The following is a 22,087-nucleotide window of genomic DNA, read 5'->3' as shown; positions in this document are numbered from 1 at the left end:
ATCAGTGTTTTGCCGCGGCTCGCGTCAGGCGATCAATGATTGCCGGCGCGAGCCCTTTTTTTTGTCGGGGCAAGTCGACATGAATGCATCGCCAGCGACCGTTGTCGAGTGAGCGAAGCCGGTTGAAAAGTTGCCGGGCGATTTCTTCCAGATCACCGCTTTCACTGCACCAGAAAACATTTTTGCTGCCGGAGTCGGGCGTGCGTGTTGCAACCGACGGCCGACGCAGGAAAAGCACGGCTTCGTTTTCCGGCAGCGTGTCCAGAATAGCCGACGTGATCCGGCGATAGAGGCGGATGGGGGTGCGAGGGCTATAGTGACGGGCGAGCATGCCGGGCGCAGATTGGGCGGCAGTGGCCTCTGTCAGGGGAATTTTTGCTGCGTGGTTCCGTGTGTCTGTACCGGGTTCAGGCTGAGGCGACCGGATTGCTGCGCTCCGGATTTTTCGATTCAATATACGGCTGATATGCTCGGCCGGCAGGCCACCGGCCCGGAGAAGAGTCGGGCGATCCGGATTCCGCAAATCGATGATCGTGGATTCGACACCGACCTCGCAGGTGCCGCCGTCGATGATATGCGCGATGCGTCCGTTCAGCCCCTGTTTGACGTGTTGCGCGGTCGTGGGGCTGATGTAGCCGAAAGGATTGGCACTGGGAGCGGCCAGCGGGCGACCGCTCAGCCGGATCAGCTTCCGAAAGACGGGGTGGGCAGGCATGCGGACAGCGACGCTGGGCAAGCCCGCGGTAACAATATCCGGTACGGCCGGGCGCTTCGGCAGCACCAGCGTCAGGGGGCCCGGCCAGAATGCCTTGGCCAACGCCAGGGCTGCGCTCGATGGCTCGGCGACCTGGTGGAGCTGACGCAGGCTGGCGATATGCACGATCAGGGGATCGTTGTGGGGACGGCCCTTGGCTTTGAAAATGGCTTCGCAGGCCTGGCTGTCGAGCGCATCGGCGGCCAGGCCGTAAACCGTTTCGGAAGGAACCGCCACGAGGCCGCCACGGGCGAGGACACCCGCCAGGTTTTTCAGATTCGTTTCCGTCGGCCGGTAAATGCGGGTGTGTGCAGGAGGGGGGGGGGCAATCCCGGCGGATTTATTCCGGGCTCCCGTGCTGCGGTTGCGAATCGGCCGGATGAACGTTGATGGATTTTTTTTCCCCATGGCAGGAAAACAGAGGGCAAGAAAAAAGCCGGAGGGAAAACCTCCGGCCTCTGAAAACCTGATCTCTTGGCGCCTCCGGCGGCTTTTACTGGGCGAGCAGCAGATTGCGCGAACGCTTCAGGGTCCGGGTGACGGCGCGCTGGTGCTTGGCCGAGAGACCGGTGTATTTACGGGGCAGGATCTTGCCCGTGTCGGTCACATAACGGCTCATCATCTGCGGAGCGGTGAAAGGAAACTCCGGCGGAGTGAGGCTGCGTTGGGTCTGTTCTTCAGTGGTGCTCATTTGAAAAAGAGGAGAACCAAACACGCATTTCCCGGCCATTGTCAACCGCACAACGCAGCCCTCTGCACAACGCATCCGGATCAAAACGGAGAGCAGGCTGCCGGTTGATTCCTGTGCCGGCCCGGAAGACGCGCATTGCCGGTCTTGTGCGCTTGCGCCCGGTCCGGCTTTTTGCGGGCATCGGAGCCAATCCATGCGCATCACTGGCCTCGCTCTCGTTCCGCCGCCTTCTGCCGCCGACCTGCCCAAGGTCACTCCCGAGCTGCTTGCCTCGGTGCTGGCCCGCTATTCCCGTTCGAACGAGGGGCTGGATACCATCCTTTCCAGGGTCGATCTGGCCAATCCGGATGCCTCGATCGATCGCATTCTGAAATTTGTGGATTACGGGCATGCCTCGATCGGAGGGCTGACCGGCGGCATCGCCATCGCGCTTGACGATGTATCGATGTGGCTTGCCTGGAAACTGTTCGAGATCGCCCAGATGGCGGATGGGCAGGAGTCGTCCACCCGGTATATCACGCTGGCTCCCTCCAGCCTGCCCGATCCCGCGGTAATCGGGATTCCGGCCGATCTGGTTTCTCGCTGGAGCGAGGTCATGGGGCGGGCCTTTGCCGCGTATCAGGCCGAGTATGCCCGGCTCGACGCTCTCGGCGAAACCGAACCGCACCGCGTGCGCGTCCCCGACGGGGCGAAGCCGGCGGTGGTCACACGCATCCGCAAAAACTACGCCCTCGATCGTTCCCGCTATTTTATCCCCTTCGCCACACGCACCAATCTTGCCCTGGTGCAGACCTCGCGCATGTGGGCCCAGACCGTCAAACAGCTCGCTTCGCTTCCGCATCCCGAGGCCCGCACGGCGGCCGACCTCCTCCGCGCCGAGCTGCAAAAACAGTCCCCCCGTCTCACGCGGCACAGCCAGGCGGATGCCTCGTACGAGGCCCAGGCTGCGCAGGAACTGGCGACCTCGCTGCGCCTCGGCCTCGACCGCCTCTCGACCGCGCCGCTGGCAGACGAGACCTGGGTGCATGTCGACCGCGCCACGCCGCCGTTCCTCGCCGAGGCGCAGCCGGTGGTCGAGGCACTCCGCTACCGCGCCAATCGCTATGGCGCGCAGGGCACGGCCACACGCCGCATGCGCGTGACCTTTGCCTGGAACAATCTCGCCATCGCCGAGCTGCGTGATCTCAACCGCCATCGCACCGGCTGCCGCTACACGCCGCTGATCCAGGCCGGATTTTACCTGCCGCCGGAAGTCGATCCCGCCCCGCATCGCGCACTGCTCGAGGACCAGGCCGCGCTTACCCGGGAGCTCTTGCAACGCGGTTCGCCGGCGTATGTCTATTCGTTGCTGCTCGGGGCCCAGACGCCGTTCGAACACAGCACGCATGCCGACAAGTTCATCTACGAAGCCGAATTGCGCACTGGCATGGGGGCCCATTTCCGCTACGCCGAACACCTCTCGGCCGCCCTCGCCGGTTTCTTCCGGGAAGTGCCGGAGGCGCGGGGCCAGGTCGTGGAAGGCACTGCGGAGCCGGAGTAATGATACGCAGCGTTACCCGGAGATTAGACTTGCTCCGGTCCGCGGCGGCCATGGCATGGGAGGCATGAAAGTCGTGTTGCCCCTTTTCATCGTCGCCGTCCTCGTCGGGGGAAGCGTGGCGGCGCATGCCCAGGGGACGAACACGTTCGATCCGACCAAGACCAACGAACGCCTTGCTCCCGGTTCCGCTGACACGACAGTCACCCCCGAGGTGAAGGACAAAAAGCAGGCCGACAACCTCCAGTCCCGCCGTTTTCGCACGCCCGACCAGCTCAAGGAGAAAACCGAAGCCGCCGTCGGCGACAAACGCGCCCCGATCGATGTGACGGAAACACGGGAAAAAAAGATTATCCCGCGCAAAACGTCACCCCTCGATACGAAACCCGTCGAGCGTGCAGTCGAGCAGACCAGCCGCCTCGATGGCCAGCGCGCCCGGATCCAGACCAACCAGCTTTTTGCAACCGATCGGCCCAACCGTTTCCAGGATAGTATCAAGAATGCCGCTCCTCTCATGAAACATCAGGAGCCGATCATCGAGAAACGGGCCTCGAACCGGACGATCAACCGCTTCGCGTTCCTCCGCAACGGCTCGGATTCAGACAGCGAGGGCATCAACGTGGTGCCCGTTGGCCGCCCCCCCGGCGTGTCCGGAGCAACTCCGGCCTCCACCGTTACTCGCTGAAAGCCCTTATTTTTGCAGTTGCATTGCTGTATTCATGAAATCGTTTCGACTTTTGCAATTCAATATCCAATACGGGCAGATGTGGCGGGACACCGACCCGGACAATGCGCCGTTCGACCTGGACCAGACGATCCGTGAGATCCGTCGACTGGAGCCCGATATTATTCATTTGCAGGAGGTTGAGCAAGCTCTTCCGGGAGGGGTTCAGTCCGAGCCACCGCCCAACTACACCCGGCTGCGCGCCGCCCTGGCCGGTTACGACAGTTGCTTCTCCTACCCGCGCGCCGACAAGCGCGAATTGCCGTTCGGCATCGGTCTGGCGATTTTTTCCCGTACGCAGCTCAAGGATTGTTTTCGCGAAGACATCCCGTCGCCGCCGGTCGAGTTTGTGTTCAACCACACGCCGACCACGCCGACCGACCGGCTGCTGATCGGCGCGACGACAAAAATCCACGGCCACACGCTGTCGCTGCTCAACACGCACCTGCTCGCGTTTTTCATGCTCAACACCTCCAGCATCGAACACCCGGAACAGCGCCGGCAGATCGCCATGCATCTGCGCGCCGCCCGCGGGCCGATGCTCCTGAGCGGGGATTTTAATGTGCGCCGCCACGAATCGTTGCTGACGGAATTTGGCCGGGAAGGTTTTGCCACCGTGCAGAGCAAGGAGATCACCTGGAGGCGGGAGCCTTACGTTCTCGATCACATTTTCTACAACAACTCGCTGCGCTGCGTGGCTCACCAGGTGCTGCCGACTCTGGCGAGCGATCACCACATGCTCGTCGGGGATTTTGTGTTCGCGTGAAAAGGAGTGGAGCGGCGGCATGGCGGGCTGTCGGCCTTCGGCCTCGGTACCTGCCGCTGCAGACGACGCGAAGTGTCGCCGGTTTGGGATATTTTGTGGCTTGCACCGGCAAGGGGCGAGGCGCGTCACGCCTCGTCGCAGCGGCAGGAATGCCGCCGCTCCGTCACTTCGCCAGGCGCAACGTCGCCCGGCAACCGCGGCGCTCGCCGTCCGGGCCGGCGAGGTTTTCCAAGGTGATATCGCCATCATGCAGATGCGCGACTTCGCGTACGAAACTGAGCCCGAGTCCGGTGCTCTTGGCGCCGTTGGCAGGGCGGGGGAGGGAATAAAAACGTTCGAACACCTGCGGCAGCGCGTACTCCGGAATGCCGGGGCCGGTATCCTCGATCACGATCGCGACGTGCCCGTTTGTATCTGAAATCATGATACGGATCGCGCCGCCGTCGGGAGTGAATTCGACGGCATTTTGCAGCAGGTTGGTGATGGCCTGCGCAAGAAGGAATTTTTCACCGCTGATCGTCGCTCCGGACGATCCTGGCGTTGGCCCGACGATTTCCAGATCGATCCGTCTGGAGAGTCGTGCAGGTTCGGCGGCGGACGCGACTTCCCGCACGAGCGCGTGCAGGTCCACCGGGGCGGGAGCGGCGAGATTGGCGCGGGCTTCGAGAGCGGCGAGCTGGAGGAGCTTTTCGACGATCTGCTGGATGCGGGCGGATTCGCGCCGGATGTTTTCCAGAAACCGCGCGCGCTGGTCCGCGGGCATCGCGCCGCGGTCATCCGCGAGGAGCTCGGCGGCGCCGCGGATGGCGGAGAGCGGCGCCTTGATTTCGTGGGCGAGCATCTGCGTGTAGCGTTCGACGTAGTGTTTGCCTTCGAGCGCGGTGCGCATCTCGTCAAACGCGCGGCGCAGGTCGCTGACTTCGCGGCCGGCGAGGCGTTTCGGAAGGCTGGCGGGGCGCCCGTCGCGGACGGCACGGGCGTAGGCGGCCAGGTGGCGAACGGGCGTGGTGATCCAGACGGAAAACGCGATGCCGACGGCAATCACGAGTCCGCCGCCGGCGAGCCCGGCGAGGAACACGCGGTTGCAGGCGGCGGTGACGAGTTCGTTGATGTTGCGTGTGGGTTTGCTGACGGAGAGGACGCCGATGGTCGTGCCGTCGGAATCGCGGACCGGCGCGGCGACATGGATGGCCAGCGAATAATCGTCTTCGGGATGTTCGCGGGTGGCGCGGGCGCCGTATTCGCCGCGCAGCGTGCGGGAAACGTCGAGCCAGCGTGAGTAGTCCTGACCCTCGTCGCGGCCGTGGTCGGAGTCGTAGCGGACGATGCCGTCGGCACCGGTGACGTAGATGCGCAGGTCGATGTCGTTTTTGAGAATGGTGTAGACCTGGGCATTGGGCGTGCGTTGCCAGGCCGTGTCGAGCAGCCGGTGGAGGGCGGGTCCGGAGAGGGGATCGGCGGCGGCGTCGCGGGGCTGGTTTTCGACGATGGTAGCGAGGATGTTGGCCGTATCCACGAGTGATTCCTCCATCGATTCGAGGTAGCGCGGCCGGACGCCGCCGAGTATCCAGAGGACCAGATACAGGTAACCGCCTCCGATGATGAGCAGGTAAACGAGAAAAATTCGGGTGCGGATGGTCACGGGAGAAGGAAGAGCAGGAGTAACGGGAATACGCGGACCCGGTTTCAGCGTCGAGCGTGTGTCGTGCGATGGGCAGGTCCGGAAAGACGGGCAGGCGAGGCGGGTGGATTTTGCGTGCGCAGCGTGCGGCCGGGACACCAGCGTCCCTCGATCAGGATGTGCATGGCTTCCGCGGGTACGCCGCGTTCGTGGCGATGGATGAGGCCGACGAGGGTGTCGACCGTGGTGGCGCCGATGGTGTCGAAACGCTCGTCGATGCCGGCGGTGGCGGACGGCGGGCGTTGGCCGGGTTTCCAGGATTCGGTCAGGAAGGCCACGCTGGCGACGCCGATGTCGCCGGGTACATGCAGACCCGCTGATTCGAGCAGGCGGAGCGTTTCGTCAGCGCGGCTGGAGACGATTACATCCGGTCGATGGCGCCGGCACCAGGCGAGCACGGAGGCTTTCCCGGCGGCGTCGAACGACTGCATGAGCGGTTCCAGCCGGTGGGTTCGCGGCAACGTCCGCTGGGCATCCAGAAAGGCCGCCTGCCAGTAGTGCTGGGTGCGTTCGTTGATCGTCCGGTCGAGCACGAAGGCCGGGCGCCGGTAGCCGAGCGCGCGCAGTTCGCGCATGAGAATCTGCATGTTATGGACGTGATGAGGCATCACCCGGTGCAGGCGCGGCGAGGTGAGGGTGATGCCCACCGTAATGACGGAAAACGCCGGCCAGTCCAGAGCGAGGGCGGCGCCTTCGCCCGGCATCGGCGCGACGAGCAGGCCGTCGATGCCGCGCGAGCGCAGCATCCTTGACAACCGTTCCGGAGACAGCCCCGAATGAGCGGTGCGAAATTCTTCCAGTTTCCAGCCGAGGCTTTCCGCCCGCTCCGTGGCCCCGGCCCAGAGCGCGGGATAGAGGCGGCGCCCGCCGACAAGGCCCTCCGGCCACATGTCCACCCAGGCGAGCACGCCGTGCATGGACGGTTTTTGTTGCTGCATGCGGTAGGCGACGAGCGACGCGAGCACGGGGTCGGGCCGGTAGCCCATCTCGCGTGCGAGCACCTGCAATCGCTCGCGCGTGGCGGCAGGGATGCTCGGATGGTTGTTGAGCGCGAGCGAGACGGTCGAGAAATGCACGCCGGCCCGGTTCGCGATCATCTTGAGGGTGATCCGCGGGGTCATGATGAATGATGGCGTCCATTCACTCGATAGTTTGAGTAACGTCAATCTTGTTGGACGTACCGCGCCCGGTAGCGTGTTTTCCATGACCCCCGGATTGCCCTTTCGGATATTCTCCCTTGTTTCCCTGGCCTGCCTGCTGGCGGCGTCCGGCGTGCGGCTGCCTGCGGACGAAATCCTGAAAACGGATTTCGCGGACGGCACAGTGCATTCCGGAGAAATCATCGGCGAAATGATTTCCCGGTTCGGCTCCGTGTACGCCGGCTCGGGCAACAACAACCCGAGGTTTGCCATCCGCGATGTACGGGTGAACCGCACAAGCGCCACCCCGGCACGCTGACACCCCTCTTTTCTCCCGCCGACAACCGAATCCCGATCAATCCCGCATTATGAAAACCAACCTCTGTATCCGCCTCCGCCCGTTCCTTGCCGGACTGTCCGTTTTTGCCTGCATTTCCGTCGCACAGGCGGTGACGCTGCTCGATGCCGATTTCGAAAACGGCACCCCCTCGGGGTGGACCAGTTATCTGGCCACCAATCCGGCCACGGTTACGGTCGCGACGGAACAGGACGGGGGTGGCAACACGGTCAACTCATATCTCCACGTTTCATCCAACGTTGCCTTCCGTGGCGTCTATCATCTGCTTTCCTCGCCGGTCACGCTTCCGGTCGGGGAGACCATCACCGTCTCGTTCAGGCTGATGTTCACGGCGACAACCAGCAACGTCCGCTTCGGCCTGTTCCAGTACGCGGGAGGGAATCAGGACGGGACATCCGACAACGGATATTTTTCCACGGTTGCGGCGGGGGGCAACAGCCTGAGCATCAGCCGTGATGGTGACACCTCCAACGACCCGGGCTCCGGATCGGCTAACGCCATCACTGCCACTTCCAGCACGACCGCTGCCGACGCCTTCGCCGCCAACGTCTGGTATGATGCCTCCCTTACCCTGACGCTGCTCTCCACGGGCATGGAGGTCACCGCCACTGTCGGCGATGCGTCTGTCACCGGTCTCAGGGCCAGCGGCAATTTCGACACCTTTGGCATGTTCTATATCGGTTCGGGAAACAACAACGCCCGCTTTGCCATCGACGACGTAGTGGTGACATCGACCGTTCCCGAGCCGGCCGCCGTCGCAACGCTTGCCGGCATCGGCGCGCTCGGGTGCGCCGCTCTGGCCATTCGCCTCCGTCGCCAAAACTGAGCACCGGACTATCACTTTCCATGTATCCCATGCGCTTTTATCGTCTGCTCCTCGCCGCCATTCTGGCGGTTGCAGGCAACCTCCTTGCCGGTGAGCCGGTTTCCTCGCCACCGGCGACGCAGCCTTCCCGTGTCGAACTGCGGCAGGCTGGCGATGGCCGCTGGCAGCTCCTGCGCAACGGCCAACCGTTTCAGGTCTTCGGCGTGGGTCGCCTGACCGACCAGGAACTGGCCGTGGCTTGCGGAGCCAACACTCTCCGCACCTACAGTTCGGGCAATCCTTCCGATCCCGCGGCGGTCGCCGAGATCCGCAAACAGATGGACGAAGCTTATGCCAGGGGACTGGTTTTCATCCGGGGGCTCAACCTCCACCGCGAAAGCGCCGGCTTCAGCTACGCCAACCCGGCCGACCTGCAACGCCAGCGCGACACCATCCGTGCCACGGTGCGCGCCTTCCGCGACCATCCGGCGCTCCTCATCTGGGGACTGGGCAACGAGGCCGAGGGGCCGCGCACGAAGGAAGTGCATCCCGAATTCTGGCGCGAACTCGACGTGCTCGCCCGCATCATAAAAGAGGAAGACCCGCACCATCCCGTGATGACGGTGATCGCCGGCTCGGGCGCCTGGAAAATCAAGGCCATCCACGACTATTATCCCGAGCTCGATATCCTTGGCGTGAATACCTACGGCGGGGCGGCCGCTCTTCCCGGAAGACTCGACGCGGCTGGCTGGATTCGTCCGTTCATCCTTACCGAGTTCGGTCCTCGCGGACACTGGGAAGTGCCGAAGACAAAATGGGGCGCGCCGGTCGAACCGGGCAGCGAAGCCAAGGCCGCAAACTACGCGCGGGGCTACCGTGGAGCGAGCGCCGATCCGAAAGGGCGTTTTCTCGGCGCGGTGTGTTTCGTCTGGGGATACAAACAGGAAATCACCGGAACGTGGTATGGCATGTTTCTGGAAACCGGCGAGAAAACCCCGGCGGTGGACCACATTTCGTATGTTTACCAAAACCGCTGGCCGGCCAATCGCAGCCCCCGCATCGAAGCGATGACATCGGAGCTCGCCATGAAAGCCGTGCCTCCGGGAGCGACATTTGCCGCCGGGGTCAAGGCCGGCGACCCCGAAAACGATCCACTTGCCTTCGAATGGAAGGTCATCCGCGAGAGCGGCGAGAAGTGGGCCGAGGGCAACCGCGAGAAAGTGCCGCCCACCATCGACGGCTGCATCGTCGGCGGTGCCGCCGCCGGGAGGACGGGGCCTTCCGTGAAGGTGCGCGCTCCCGACAAACCCGGAGCCTACCGCCTGTTCGTCTTCGTCCGTGACGGACGCGGCGGCGGAGCGACGCAGAATATTCCCTTCCTCGTCGAGGAATCAAAACCCTGAAATGTCATGAGCATAAACTACACGAAAAAACGGCGCGGAGCCTTTACCCTGGTCGAACTCCTCACGGTCATTGTCATTATCGGTATCCTGGCGGCGATCATCCTGCCGGTCGTCTCGAAGGTGCGGGAATCGGCAAAGATAGCCAAAGGCATCTCCAACCTCCGGCAAATCGGCGCGGCCCTCACCCTCTATGCCGCCAACAACCGGGACCAGTTGCCGTATTCCTATCTCTCGGGCGCGGGCGGACAAAACACCGTCTTCGCGCTTACCCTCTCCGGCTACCTCGACAACACCCGCCAAACCTACCACGGCAGCGACTCGTCGCTGAATCATTACAACGACGTTTTCAAAGACCCGTCGGCCACGGTGCCCGGCGGCAGTTTGCATTTCTCGGCGCATGGCGGGCTGATGCCTTCCACGAGCGGAAACCCTCCGGCAACGCCGCAAGTAAAGCTGGGTTCCATCACCGACCCCGCGCGCCTGGCCATCATCATGGACGGTTCCCAGGCCGACGGAGGCGGGGCGGGAGCCAGCATCGGCACGGTAGGCGGCGTTAAAATCAGCACGACCCGGCTGGCCGATTACAGCGGCAATCCCGACGACCCGGTCCCCGCCTCTGCCGGATTGACCAAAGACAACAACAAAACGGGCTACATCCGCTGGCGCGTGCGCGGCAACACCGCCGCCAAATTCCTCTTTGTCGACGGTCACGTGGCCGTGAAAAAAATCGGCGAACTGAAGTACAGCAATCTCCTCGTCGAATAACGATGGGGGCTGGCGCGCCGCTGTCGGCGCGCTACAGCCTGAAAACTCCGCCATTCCATCGGGTTGTCCGGCGGTTTTGCCCGGGAGGATCTCGACGATGTCCGCTGACGGTCACCCTGTCCCGACTGCCCTGGAATCGTGCGGGCTTCCGGATCGTACCTGCGAATTGTCCTGACAACTGCCGGGGAATTTGCACGAACAGACTGCTGCCATGCGCACGCTCCACCTGTTACCCACGTTTCATCACGACATCGCCTACCTGAGACGGTGCGACGAGTACCTGGCCGACTGCGAGAAGATCATCGACGAGGCCTTGCGCATCCTGACCGCGGAGCCGGACTACACGTTCATGATCGAGCAGGTTTACCTGCTCGACTGGTACTGGGAAAAACGCACTGACCGGCGGTTCGCCCTGAAACGGTTTTACGACGCGGGCCGGCTGACGGTCGCGCCGGGGATGTGGACGGTGCCCGATCTCAATCTGCCCGACGGCGAGTCACTGCTCCGGCAGGTGCGGATCGGCAAGGCATGGATCGCCGAAAAACTGGGCGGCGAACCGCGCGTGTGCTGGATCGCCGATTGCTGGGGACATCCTCCGCAGATGCCGCAACTGGCGCGGGAGTCCGGCTATTCCAGATACGTTTTCTGGCGCTGCATGCGGCCGGAGGTGCAGCAGGCGGATTTTGTCTGGCGCGGCCTCGACGGGAGCGAGGTGCCCGCCCGGTGGCTGGCGCGCGGCTATGCAAACTTGCGGTTTCCGACCGGGGCGGCCGCGATCAATGCGGAGGAACTCCGTTTTTCCAATACCAGCGCCGGCAGTCTGGCCGAGCTGGTGGCACAGCTCGACAGCTACTCGGCGCGCGGGGCGGAAAGTGACCAGCTCGTTTGCAACGGCGGGGACATGGCGTTTCCGCAGGCCAGCGGTCCGGCCGTGGCCGGAAAACTGCGTGAAGCCGGCCTGCCAGTGAAATTCAGTTCGCTCGAAGCGTTTTTCGAGGCGCGGGCGACGGCAGGCGAGGCGGCGTTGCCCGTCGTGGAGGGCGAGTTCAACAGCGCCCTCACCGGCGCCTTCACGAGCAACATCCGCCTGAAGCTCGCCAACCGCGCCTGCACGGAGCGCCTGCTGGCACTGGAAAAACTGGCGGCGCTGCGCGGCCGGAAGACCGATTTTGATCCGCTGTGGAAACTGCTCCTCAAACAGCAATTCCATGACACGATTTGCGGTACGATCGCCGACGGGGCCTTGCAGGATGCCCTCGACGAGTTTGCCGGACTGGAACGCGGCCTCGCCGGAATGGAGTCGCGTATCGGCGGAGTGGATGCGGAGGCGGCGGCAGGCGGAGGTGCCGCTGTCGCGGGCTGGTTCAACGGTTGCAGCTTTGCGCGCACGGCATGGATCGGGGACCGCTCCGGCGGCGGGGCACGGCCGGCGTTGCTGGAGTTGCCCGCGCATGGCGAAGCCGCGGCGGGCGCGGCAACGTCCCTGGCGGGCGGACCTGGCGGAAGGTTGCCGGAGGAATTCGTGACGCCGCATTACCGGGCGCGCTTCGACCCGCACGGATACATCGCCAGCCTGATCGAGGCGCAGTCGGGCGTGGAGTGCGTGTCTTCGCGGCCGGGGCCGTTCGGCAGCATCGCCATGGTGCCCGATAGTGGCGACCTGTGGCTCAACCACGAGGGGCCGTTGAACGGCGGCGGGTTCGAATCGTCGCTCACGCAGAACAAACCCGATCCGCTGGAGCGCGGGTCGCGCGACGACATCGTTACCTGCGGACCGTTCCGGCCTGCCATCACGGAGGTGCGGGTGTTGTTTGCCGGGCCGGAAGCGCTGGTGTTCGAGCAGCGCGGGCGGGTCGTTTTCTGGCGTCAGTCGGCGGAGTTTGTCACGACGGTGCGGCTGTGCGCGGCGTTGCCGCGGATCGAGTATCGGACGCGGCTCGTCCCGCGCGGGAAAAATTTCCGGCTGCGGGCGGTGTTCGGCACGCCGTTTACGGAGGGCGAGGCGCGTTTCGAGGTGCCGTTTGGCGTGGTGGGGCGCGGTCCGGGAGAACATGCGGCCCAGCGTTTCGTTGACCTGTGCATGCCCGGCGGCAACGGGGCCGGTCTGGCGGTGCTCAACCGGGGAACGGCCGGCCATGCGGTGGACGACGGTGCGATCCTCATGTCGCTTTTCCGTTCGGTGGCGATGGACTACAAGGCGCCGAGCGAACTGTCGTACGCGGACGGCGTGCCACACGAATTCCACTACGCCGTGCAGGCGCACGCCGGACCCGCCACGGCGGAGCTGGTGCGGGCCGGCGCGGATTTCAACTCGCCGCTTCTGCCGCTCGCCCGCGTGCAGGAAAACCGGGACGGTTTTGTGCCGGAGGGGGCCGACAGTGCTTCCGTGCAGGTCACGTCCCTGTGCCAGGCGGATGATCCGGCCGGATCTGTTGCCGTCCGTCTGGTGGAAATGGCAGGAACGGATGCCGGGGTGAGGCTCCGTCTCCCCGGAAAGATCGGGCAATGGGCGACTGCCGATGCCCTGGGCCGGCGCACGGGGGAATGGAAGGAAGTCGCCGGCGCATGGACCGGACGCGTATCGGGACACCGGATTCTGACATTGCTATTCCGGAGCACTCATCCGTCGGCCTGACGGTTGTCAGCGGCCTTTTCCGGCTCCCGGGACGTTTCCGCCGGTTCGTCGGCCTTCGTCCCCGTCCCGGCGGCCTCATCCGGCGGCCGGTAGCGCGTGAGCAGGCCGACTGCCGTGCCGACGGCCACCTTGACTTCGAAGCGCACCGGCAACCGCTGCTCGTCGCGTGCCAGCCATACGCGGATGCTCCCGCCGCGTTTGAAAATCCCGCGCGGATTGGTCTCCATTTTCGGGATCACCAGCAGGGCTTCCTGTTCGCCTGCTGTCGCGGTGGCGATTTTTTCGTAACCCATCGCATGCAGCGTCAGCGGATAAATGTGGTTGTCGAAAATCACGTTGATGACCCGCGTGTCTCCCGGTTGCGGATTCCAGCCGCGCGCCTGGATCAGCGCGGTGATGAACTCCATCGGCTGGCCTTCCGGCAGCGGGATATGCGTGCTGCGTTCCGGACGCACGTTGTCCGTGTAGTCGGCTTCGTTGGCCGCGTAGTCGAAAAAGAGGGTCATGCTCGTGTTCTGCTTGCGGGAGCGGGTCGTGGCTTTCGCCATGAGCAGGCGTCCGTCGCGCGGGTCGATCACCGATTCCGCTTCTCCGTCAAAGGCGTACAGGGTGCGCACCAGCCCGCGCGATGCGGTCACGACCTTGATCCGCGTTTGCGGCAATCCTTCCAGCACTTCGTCCTGCGCGGACACGGCCACATCGCCGGCTGTGCCCAGCGGACCCCATTTCACCTTGAAATAAAACTCCTCGCCGCTCCGGATGCGCTCCACCGGTGTCTCGCTGCTTCCGGCTGTGTTGTTTTCCGTGACGACCACGGTTCTTGCCGCGGCTGTGCCCGCGGGTTCAGGCTGCGCGCTTTTCCCGGCGCCGGACGGTTCCGGTTCCGCGGCCCGGGCAGACGGCGCAGCAACCTGGCCGAGTGTGACCAGAACCAGGGCAAATGAAACACAGCGTGGGAGGAAAAGGATCATGAAAGGCAACAACGGAAACGATAAGAGCATACCGCTTTGCCGCTTCCAGGCAAGGCGCACGGCTCACCTGTGCCCTAACCTCCCTCGCGCAACGAATAACCGAGACCGCGATGGGTCTGGATCGGGTCGGCGTCGGAACGGACGGCGCGGAGCTTGAAGCGCAGGGATTTTACGTGGGCGTCCACGGTGCGGTCGAGGCTGGCCTCGGGTTCGTCCCAGGCGGCGGCGAGAAGCTGCTCGCGCGAGAAAACGCGCCCCGGTTGCGAGAGCAGCACCTTCAGCAGCCGGAATTCGATCCGGGTCAGCTCCAGCGGAGTATTGTGGAAGCGGATACAGAAGCGCGTTTCGTCGACCGTGAACCCGGCCGGATGGTTTGAACCGGTTGCGGGCGCGGCCTGCGTTCCGGCATCACTGGCGGCAGCCGCCGGCGGAGAGGGCAGGGGGGGCGGGGGGAGGGTGACGCTTCGCCGGAGGATCGCCTTCACCCGCGCCGCGACCTCGCGCGGGCTGAACGGCTTGGTCACGTAGTCGTCGCCCCCGATTTCCAGGCCGACCACCCGGTCGATTTCGCCGTTGCGGGCGGTGAGGAAGAGGATCGGCACGGAGGACGTCTGGCGGATCTGTTTGCACAGCTCGAAGCCGCTGATGTCCGGCAGGCCCACATCGAGAATGACGAGGGCGAACGGCTCGCGGACGAGGCGGGCGCGCGCGTCCTGGCCCGTGGCCGCCCAGTGGGGCCGGAAACCTTCCGCAGAAAGCGCGTAGAGCAAGGTGTCGGCGATGGCGGGCTCGTCTTCGATGATCAGAATGGGTGGCGCCATGAAAGCCCGACGTTCATGCCACCAAATACCCGGCATCCAATCAAAAAACAGCGGCCCCGCCCCGCCCGGACGGAATACCTGTCAAAACAGTCCGGCTAATGCTCCGGCGGCATTCCATTCATACTCCAGGCCTACTTCACAAATTCTGCGCAGGGATGGTTAAATAACAGGAAGTCGGGGGGACCTGCTTTCCGGTTTACTCATAACTCCTATGTCACACACTGCGACAGTCATGACCACACGCGACCCATCTGTGCCCCTCAGCACCAATCCTGCCCTGCTCGACTGGGTGAAAAAGATGGCTGACCTGACTCAGCCCGCCGCGATCCACTGGGTCGACGGTTCTCAGGAAGAAAACGACGCCCTTTGCGGTGCCCTCGTCAAGGCCGGCACCTTCATCAAGCTCAACGAAAAACTCTGGCCCGGTTGCTACTATGCCCGTTCGGATGCCGGTGACGTTGCCCGCGTCGAGGAGCGGACTTTCATCTGCTCGAAGTCCAAGGACGATGCCGGACCGACCAACAACTGGGCCGATCCCGTCGAGATGCGCACCAAGCTGGAGGGCCTCTTCAAGGGTTCCATGAAGGGCCGCACCATGTACGTGCTCCCCTACAGCATGGGCCCGATCGGCTCCCCGATCGCCCAGGTGGGCGTCGAGCTGACCGACTCGGCCTACGTCGTCACCAACATGCGCATCATGGCCCGCATCGGCCAGGCCGTGTTCAAGGAGATCGACAAGAACGAAAAGCCCTTCGTCCCCTGCCTGCATTCCGTCGGCGCTCCGCTCGCGGCCGGCCAGAAAGACGTTCTCTGGCCCTGCAACAAGGAGAAGTACATCGTTCACTTCCCCGAGACCCGCGAGATCTGGTCCTTCGGTTCCGGATACGGAGGCAACGCCCTCCTCGGCAAGAAGTGTTTCGCGCTCCGCATCGCCTCCAACATGGCCCGCGACGAAGGCTGGATGGCCGAGCACATGCTCATCCTCGGTGTCGAAAGCCCGAAGGGTGACCGCACCTACGTCAGCGCCGCCTTCCCGTCGGCCTGCGGCAAGACCAACTTTGCCATGCTCATCCCGCCCGATGCCCTGCTCAAGAAGGGCTGGAAGGTGTGGACCGTCGGCGACGACATCGCCTGGATCAAGCCCGACAAGGAGGGCGTGCTCCGCGCCATCAATCCCGAGGCCGGCTTCTTCGGCGTGGCTCCCGGCACCTCCGTCAAGACCAACCCCAATGCGATGGCCTCGCTGGCGAAGAACACCATCTTCACCAACGTCGCGCTCACACCCGAAGGCGGCGTGTGGTGGGAAGGCATGACCGACACGCCCCCGGCCGAGCTCATCGACTGGAAGGGCAACAAGTGGACGCCCGCGATCGCCAAGGAGACCGGCGCCAAGGCCGCTCACCCGAACGCCCGCTTCACCGCGCCCGCCTCGCAGTGCCCGACGATCGACCCCGCCTGGGAAGATCCCGCCGGCGTGCCGATCAGCGCCTTCATCTTCGGCGGCCGCCGTCCCGATACGATGCCGCTCATCTATCAGGCCAAGAGCTGGCCGCAGGGCGTCTACATCGCCGCGACGATGGGCTCCGAGATGACCGCCGCCGCCGCCGGCACCGTCGGCCAGGTGCGCCGCGACCCGATGGCCATGCTGCCCTTCTGCGGCTACCACATCGGCGACTACTTCCAGCACTGGCTCAACATGGCGAAGAAAGCGAAGATGCCCGCCGTGTTCCACGTCAACTGGTTCCGCAAGGACGCCAACGGCAAGTTCATGTGGCCCGGCTTCGGCGAGAACGCTCGCGTCCTCAAGTGGATCGTCGGTCGCGCCAACGGCTGCGACTGCGCGAAGGCCACCGAGAGCGCCATCGGCTTCCAGCCCACCTACGACGACATCGACTGGGACGGCGCGGACTTCCCGAAAGCGAAGTTCGACGAGCTCCAGGCCGTTGACGTCGCCAAGTGGAAGGCCGAGGTCGAGGACCAGGCCGGCTTCTTTGCCAAGGTCGGAACCAAGCTCCCGGCCGAACTCAAGGCAGAGCGCGAGGCTCTCAAGGCCCGTCTCGGCTGACCGATTTCCCCTGCAAGTTGATTCATAGCGCAGCGGACCGGAGTTTTTCCGGTCCGCTTTTTTTGTGGTGGAGGGAATGCGGAGAATGCAGGGGAAACGCGACCCACGATGGCATCCTGCTGAAAGTGGTGCGGGCGTCCCGCCCGCTCCCACTCTTACTCTTTCTCGTTCTCTCACTCTTTCTCCGGATCGTACTCTTTCTCGTACTCCTTCTCTTTCTCGCACTCGTGCTGCGGCGCGCCGTGCGTGCGTCGTGCGAGTGCCGGAGCAGGAGAACGATCAGGAGAAAGAGAAGGAGAACGAACCCGGACCGGAGAAAGAGAACGAGAAAGAGTACGAGAACGATTCCGGCGTGGCGCGGGCGTCCCGCCCGCACGGAGCGGCGACGTCCTCGTCGCCGGACGGGACAGACAGTCCCGCCAGATCGAAATCAAATGCAGGGCGCGCTGACGCGCGTCGGGCGACGGGGACGTCGCCCCTCCGCGCCACTCCCGGTCGCTTATGTCGGCTCGCGGTACTCTTGCCACACGTGCGGTGAACCGGCGGCAATGGCTTCGATGAGCGGCTCGTCCGCCTCGCCGAGGCCGGGCCAGCGGGTGGTGCGAAGCTGGTGTTCGATGCCGGTTTCCCGCAGCAGGGCGAGGGTTTCCCGAAGCGCATCGGTGTCGAAGGCGGGAGCGGGAAGTCCGGCCGCCTCGGCGTAGCGTGGCCAGGGCGCCTTGATGTCCGTGGCCACGAAGTCGAGGAGTCCTTCGGCGATGAGCGAACGGATGACGCCAGGGCGGCTGCCGTTGGTGTCGAGCTTGACCTGAAACCCGAGCGCGCGGATGCGGCGGATGAAATCGGGCAGGTCGGGGTGAAGCGTGGGCTCGCCGCCACTGATGACCACGCCGTCGAGTTTGCCGCGGCGGGTGGCGAGGCGCGCGAAAATGTCGGCTTCGGGGATCGGAGGCGTGAACTGTTCCGGGTACACGAGCGCCGTGTTGTGGCACCAGGGGCAGCGCCAGTTGCAGCCTTGCGTGAACACGACGGCAGCGATGCGGCCGGGGAAGTCGCTCAGGGAACAGGGAACGTAGCCGCCGATGCGCATGGGAAATGCAGAACTGGCAATCAGGAATTAATTTTTAAGGGAACTTCTAAAATTAACCACGGAGAGCACGGAGTGGCGCAGCCAAAACCGGATCGTCCAAACCTTGACCACGGATTACACGGATGGGCACGGATAAAATCAACCCCGGTTCAGCCTCTTTCTTGTCCGTGATAATCCGTGTAATCCGTGGTCAAAAATTGATTTTTAGAATCTCTCTTGGTTCTTCATTATTAATTCCTGATTTGCCGCGGCGGTCGCCGCGGCAACCGGCACCTTGTAGACGCGGCGGCGGCCGAACTCGGCCTGCTTGCCTTCGTTCCATTGCTGGATGGGGCGCAGGTAGCCGACGACCCGCGAGTACACTTCGGTCTTTTTGCCGCACTTCGGGCAGGTGTGGTGCTCGCCCGAAATGTAACCGTGATCCGGGCACACGCTGAAAGTGGGCGTGAGCGAGAAGTAGGGCAGGCGATGCGTTTCCGCGATGCGGCGGACGAGGTTTTTTACGGTCTTCGGATCGGCGATGCGCTCGCCGAGGAAGAGGTGCAGGACGGTGCCGCCGGTGTAGCGGGTTTGCAGGTCGTCCTGATGTTCGAGCGCCTCGAAAAGGTCGTCCGTGGCCTGCACGGGGAGGTGCGTGGAGTTGGTGTAGTACGGTTTGGCGCCGTGCATGAGATCTTCCTCGTTGGCGGCGAGCATGGCCGGGAAGACTTCCTTGTCCTTTTTGGCGAGGCGGTAGCTGGTGCCTTCGGCGGGCGTGGCTTCGAGGTTGTAGTGGTTGCCGGTCTCGCGCTGGTAGGCGACGAGGCGGTCGCGCATGTAGTCGAGCGTGCGCAGGGCGAAGGCGCGGCCTTCGGAGGTGTCGATGCCGCCGAAGCCGAGGTTGGTGCAGGCTTCGTTCATGCCGACGAGGCCAATGGTGGAAAAGTGGTTTTTCCAGTACGCATCGAAACGCTCCTTCATGTGACGGAGGTAGTGCGTGGTGTACGGGTAGAGACCGGCGGAGGTGAGGCGTTCGAGGAGCTTCCGTTTGATTTCGAGACTCTCGCGGGAGAGGTCCATGAGCGCGGCGAGGCGGACGCGGAAGGCCTCCTCGCGGGCGGCGAGCGGCGCATCCTCGCCGGGCGTGGACGGGTGATCTTCGCTGGCGAGGTAACCGAGGCGGGGGAGGTTGATCGTGACGACGCCGACGGAGCCGGTGAGCGGATGCGCGCCGAAGAGGCCGCCGCCGCGTTTCTCGAGCTGGGTGTTGTCGATGCGGAGGCGGCAGCACATGGAGCGCGCGTCCTCGGGCTTCATGTCGGAGTTGATGAAGTTGGAAAAATACGGGATGCCGTAGCGGCCGGTCATCTCCCAGAGCCCTTCGAGGTGCGGGCTGTCCCAGTCGAAGTCGGGAGTGAGGTTGATGGTCGGTATCGGGAATGTCATGACGCGGCCCTTGGCGTCGCCTTCGCTCATGACTTCGAAGAAGGCGCGGTTGAAGAGGTTCATCTCTTCCTGGAACTGGCCGTAGGTTTCCTCGCGGTGGATGCCGCCGTGGACAACGGGTTCGTCGGTCATGTGTTTGGGGCACACGAGATCGAGCGTGACGTTGGTGAAGGGAGTCTGGAAGCCGACGCGCGTGGGGACGTTGATGTTGAACAAAAATTCCTGGAGCGACTGCTTGACCTGGTCGTAGGTGAGCTTGTCGAAGCGGATGAAGGGGGCGAGCAGGGTGTCGAAACTGGAAAAGGCCTGCGCGCCGGCGGCTTCGCCCTGGAGCGTGTAGAAGAAGTTGATGATCTGGCCGAGCGCGGTGCGGAGGTGTTTGGCCGGGCGTGATTCGAGCTTGCCGGAGACGCCGCAGAAACCCTGGAGGAGGAGGTCGTGGAGATCCCAGCCGACGCAGTAGACGGAGAGCTGGTTGAGATCGTGGAGGTGGACGTCGCCGTTTTCGTGGGCGGCGCGGATCTCGGGCGGGTAGATGGCGTTGAGCCAGTAGGTCTTGGAGACGGCGGAGGAGAGGTAGTTGTTCAGCCCCTGGAGCGAGTAGCTCATGTTGCTGTTCTCGCGCACCTGCCAGTCGAGCTGCTTGAGATAGCCGTCGATGAGGGCGACATCCTGGCGGGCGGTGACTTCGCGCAGGCGTTTGTGCTGGTCGCGGTAAACGATGAGGGCGCGGGCGGTCTTGCGGAAGGGAGAGTCGAGCAGGAACTCCTCGATGACGTCCTGGATCTGTTCGACGGTCGGGGTGGTTTCGGCAACGGTCGCGAGGAGGAGATTGATGACGCGGAGGGTGAGGCGGTGAGCCATGGCGTCGTCGTATTCACCGGTGGCGGCGCCGGCGCGCGCGAGCGCGCGGGTGATGCGTTTGGCATCGAAGACGACGAGCCGGCCGTCGCGCTTGCGGACCTGGGCGGGGAGGCCGGGGGCGGCATTGCGGAGGAAGGCGGCGAGGTCCTGGGCGGGCGTGGGCAGGTGAAGGGACATGGTGCGATGGGAATGGATTGTGGTGGGTGAGTGGCGCCGGAATTGGCAGTGAATTGACGAATTTGAGAGGCAGATTCCCGCCGGACAAAGCGGCGGCGTCAGCGGCCGACAGTTTGGCTGGCAGGTATCCGGATTTTGCGAAGGAACGCTCCGGGAGGGGGCGTTCGGGACAGGAATGGACTGGATGGCGGCTGGTCCGTCCGCCGTGGAGGGGTGAGGTGGTCGTGGTGGCTTCCTGAAGAAATGAAAAACAACGGGGTAACGCTATGGGTAGTGGTTTCCCTGCGGTCAATGGCCTGGATATTGTGGTGGCGAGGTATTAGACCGGGATGGAGTGGGGTATTAGGAACGGAGCGGGAGCGGCGGCATTCCTGCCGCTGCTTTTGCCGGACGGAGCAAGCGGATATCGGAAACGCCTCACGGGCATGGAAAGACCACGATTGCATGCCGTTTTTCCCGTCATGCAAAGGGGCGAGGCGCTGTCACGCCTCGTCGCAGCGGCAGGTACCGAGGCCGAAGGCCGACAGCTTGCCATGCCGCCGCTCCGGTTTCTCATCCGGAAGCGGCCTGCTTGCGGGCGTGGGCGCGGGCGACTTCGGTGTATTTTTCCGCGAGCTTGCGGCCGGAGAGTTGTTCGTCGGGCGAGAGGGGGCGGACGACTTTTGCCGGGCGGCCGAGGACGAGCGAGCCGGGCGGGCAGGTGAAGCCCTGGGTGACGAGCGAGCCGGCGCCGACAAGGCTGCGCGCGCCGATGACGGCCTTGTCGAGAATGATGGAGCCCATGCCGACGAGCACCTCGTCCTCGATGGTGCAGCCGTGGAGGATGGCGGCGTGGCCGACCGTGCAGTAGCGGCCGACCTTGACCCCGGCGTCGTCGGAGAGGTGGACGATGCAGTTGTCCTGGATGTTGGAGCCGTCGCCGATCTCGATGCTGTTGATATCGCCGCGGAGGACGGCGCCGTAGAAAATGCTGGTGTCCACGCCGAGCGTCACGTTGCCGGTGACGGTGGCGTTGGCGGCGATCCACAGGGCGCCGGCGGTTTCGGGGGTACGTTCGAGGTGGGTGGCGAGGCGGTCGTGCACATTCATGTCGGAGGCATCCTCACGACGGCGGCGGCAGGCCGGCAAAAACAAAAAGGCCGATCCCGGATCGGGATCGGCCCTGCCTGAGCGAATGAAGCGGGGGTGCGGGCGCTTATTTGATTTCCTTGTGGACGGTGTGGCGCTTGAGGAAGGGATTGTACTTCTTCTTCTCGATGCGCTCGGTGACAGTCTTCTTGTTGCGGAAAGTGAGATAGCGGGAGGTCGGCTTACCTTCCTTGCGGGCTTCGGTGCACTCCAGGGTGACGAGTTCTTGCATGGTGTTGAATTGAGTTAAGGGGAAACTAAACGGGACCGGACTCACCCGGCGCAATC

Annotated in this window: 19 protein-coding genes; 9 read left to right on the top strand and 10 right to left on the bottom strand. The window is 64.1% G+C overall.

Annotation, left to right across the window (positions count from 1 at the left end):
- Position 1: 1 nt before the first annotated feature.
- Complete coding sequence (locus tag OPIT5_03020) at positions 2-1,162, bottom strand: translation factor Sua5 (protein ID AHF89391.1); 1,161 nt, start codon at positions 1,160-1,162, stop codon at positions 2-4.
- An 85-nt stretch (positions 1,163-1,247) separates the two neighbouring features.
- On the bottom strand, positions 1,248-1,376 hold the full coding sequence (locus OPIT5_03015) for a 30S ribosomal protein S18 (GenBank protein AHF89390.1): 129 nt from the start codon (positions 1,374-1,376) through the stop codon (positions 1,248-1,250).
- 262 nt (positions 1,377-1,638) lie between these two features.
- Here OPIT5_03015 and OPIT5_03010 point away from each other — a divergent pair, with 262 nt between their 5' ends.
- The 3 genes from OPIT5_03010 to OPIT5_03000 are packed head-to-tail and all read left to right on the top strand — an operon-like array spanning position 1,639 to position 4,472.
- A complete protein-coding gene (locus OPIT5_03010; GenBank protein AHF89389.1) occupies positions 1,639-2,985 on the top strand; it encodes a hypothetical protein in 1,347 nt (448 codons plus the stop codon).
- Between the two features lie 55 nt (positions 2,986-3,040).
- Positions 3,041-3,667 carry a hypothetical protein gene (locus OPIT5_03005; protein ID AHF89388.1) on the top strand — a complete coding sequence of 209 codons (627 nt, stop codon included), beginning with the start codon at positions 3,041-3,043 and terminating at the stop codon, positions 3,665-3,667.
- 34 nt (positions 3,668-3,701) lie between these two features.
- Complete coding sequence (locus OPIT5_03000) at positions 3,702-4,472, top strand: endonuclease (GenBank protein ID AHF89387.1); 771 nt, start codon at positions 3,702-3,704, stop codon at positions 4,470-4,472.
- Between the two features lie 163 nt (positions 4,473-4,635).
- On the opposite strand, the gene OPIT5_02995 is transcribed toward OPIT5_03000, so the two are convergent.
- Both OPIT5_02995 and OPIT5_02990 read right to left on the bottom strand, forming a co-directional pair.
- On the bottom strand, positions 4,636-6,114 hold the full coding sequence (locus tag OPIT5_02995; GenBank protein ID AHF89386.1) for a sensor histidine kinase: 1,479 nt from the start codon (positions 6,112-6,114) through the stop codon (positions 4,636-4,638).
- 44 nt (positions 6,115-6,158) lie between these two features.
- Positions 6,159-7,274: a LacI family transcriptional regulator gene (locus OPIT5_02990; protein AHF89385.1), complete on the bottom strand. Its 1,116-nt coding sequence runs from the start codon at positions 7,272-7,274 to the stop codon at positions 6,159-6,161.
- Between the two features lie 82 nt (positions 7,275-7,356).
- Here OPIT5_02990 and OPIT5_02985 point away from each other — a divergent pair, with 82 nt between their 5' ends.
- The 5 genes from OPIT5_02985 (at position 7,357) to OPIT5_02965 (ending at position 13,258) form a co-directional block, all read left to right on the top strand.
- Positions 7,357-7,611, top strand: a complete 255-nt coding sequence (locus OPIT5_02985; protein AHF94001.1) for a hypothetical protein — start codon at positions 7,357-7,359, stop codon at positions 7,609-7,611.
- Positions 7,612-7,660: 49 nt separating this feature from the next.
- The gene (locus OPIT5_02980; protein AHF89384.1) at positions 7,661-8,476 is read left to right on the top strand and encodes a hypothetical protein; all 816 of its coding nucleotides are present in this window, start codon (positions 7,661-7,663) and stop codon (positions 8,474-8,476) included.
- Between the two features lie 20 nt (positions 8,477-8,496).
- Positions 8,497-9,858 carry a glycosyl hydrolase family 2 gene (locus OPIT5_02975; protein AHF89383.1) on the top strand — a complete coding sequence of 454 codons (1,362 nt, stop codon included), beginning with the start codon at positions 8,497-8,499 and terminating at the stop codon, positions 9,856-9,858.
- A gap of 6 nt (positions 9,859-9,864) precedes the next feature.
- The gene (locus OPIT5_02970) at positions 9,865-10,623 is read left to right on the top strand and encodes an N-terminal cleavage protein (protein ID AHF89382.1); all 759 of its coding nucleotides are present in this window, start codon (positions 9,865-9,867) and stop codon (positions 10,621-10,623) included.
- Positions 10,624-10,834: 211 nt separating this feature from the next.
- Positions 10,835-13,258 carry an alpha-mannosidase gene (locus OPIT5_02965; protein ID AHF89381.1) on the top strand — a complete coding sequence of 808 codons (2,424 nt, stop codon included), beginning with the start codon at positions 10,835-10,837 and terminating at the stop codon, positions 13,256-13,258.
- Here the strand turns inward: OPIT5_02965 and OPIT5_02960 are convergent.
- Together OPIT5_02960 and OPIT5_02955 are read right to left on the bottom strand one after the other, a co-directional pair.
- Positions 13,243-14,229 (bottom strand): hypothetical protein, encoded by a 987-nt coding sequence (locus OPIT5_02960; GenBank protein AHF89380.1) that lies wholly within the window; start codon positions 14,227-14,229, stop codon positions 13,243-13,245. The two genes, OPIT5_02965 and OPIT5_02960, sit on opposite strands and share 16 nt — an antisense overlap.
- 74 nt (positions 14,230-14,303) lie before the next feature.
- Positions 14,304-15,050: a transcriptional regulator gene (locus OPIT5_02955; protein AHF89379.1), complete on the bottom strand. Its 747-nt coding sequence runs from the start codon at positions 15,048-15,050 to the stop codon at positions 14,304-14,306.
- Between the two features lie 232 nt (positions 15,051-15,282).
- Between OPIT5_02955 and OPIT5_02950 the strand changes: the two genes are divergently transcribed.
- A complete protein-coding gene (locus OPIT5_02950) occupies positions 15,283-17,115 on the top strand; it encodes a phosphoenolpyruvate carboxykinase (GenBank protein ID AHF89378.1) in 1,833 nt (610 codons plus the stop codon).
- 499 nt (positions 17,116-17,614) lie between these two features.
- On the opposite strand, the gene OPIT5_02945 is transcribed toward OPIT5_02950, so the two are convergent.
- From OPIT5_02945 to OPIT5_02930, 4 genes are all read right to left on the bottom strand, one after another.
- Entirely contained in the window at positions 17,615-18,205 is a 591-nt protein-coding gene (locus OPIT5_02945) for a pyruvate formate lyase-activating protein (GenBank protein ID AHF89377.1), read from the bottom strand.
- 204 nt (positions 18,206-18,409) lie between these two features.
- Complete coding sequence (locus OPIT5_02940; protein ID AHF89376.1) at positions 18,410-20,671, bottom strand: ribonucleoside triphosphate reductase; 2,262 nt, start codon at positions 20,669-20,671, stop codon at positions 18,410-18,412.
- A 552-nt stretch (positions 20,672-21,223) separates the two neighbouring features.
- Positions 21,224-21,760 carry a carbonic anhydrase gene (locus OPIT5_02935; protein ID AHF89375.1) on the bottom strand — a complete coding sequence of 179 codons (537 nt, stop codon included), beginning with the start codon at positions 21,758-21,760 and terminating at the stop codon, positions 21,224-21,226.
- Positions 21,761-21,866: 106 nt separating this feature from the next.
- The gene (locus OPIT5_02930) at positions 21,867-22,031 is read right to left on the bottom strand and encodes a 50S ribosomal protein L33 (GenBank protein ID AHF89374.1); all 165 of its coding nucleotides are present in this window, start codon (positions 22,029-22,031) and stop codon (positions 21,867-21,869) included.
- Positions 22,032-22,087 lie beyond the last annotated feature (56 nt).

It is taken from the genome of Opitutaceae bacterium TAV5 (assembly GCA_000242935.3).
Taxonomy (GTDB): domain Bacteria; phylum Verrucomicrobiota; class Verrucomicrobiia; order Opitutales; family Opitutaceae; genus Geminisphaera.
Note: the sequence above shows the minus strand (reverse complement) of the source record. Positions and strands in the feature narration are given on the sequence as shown.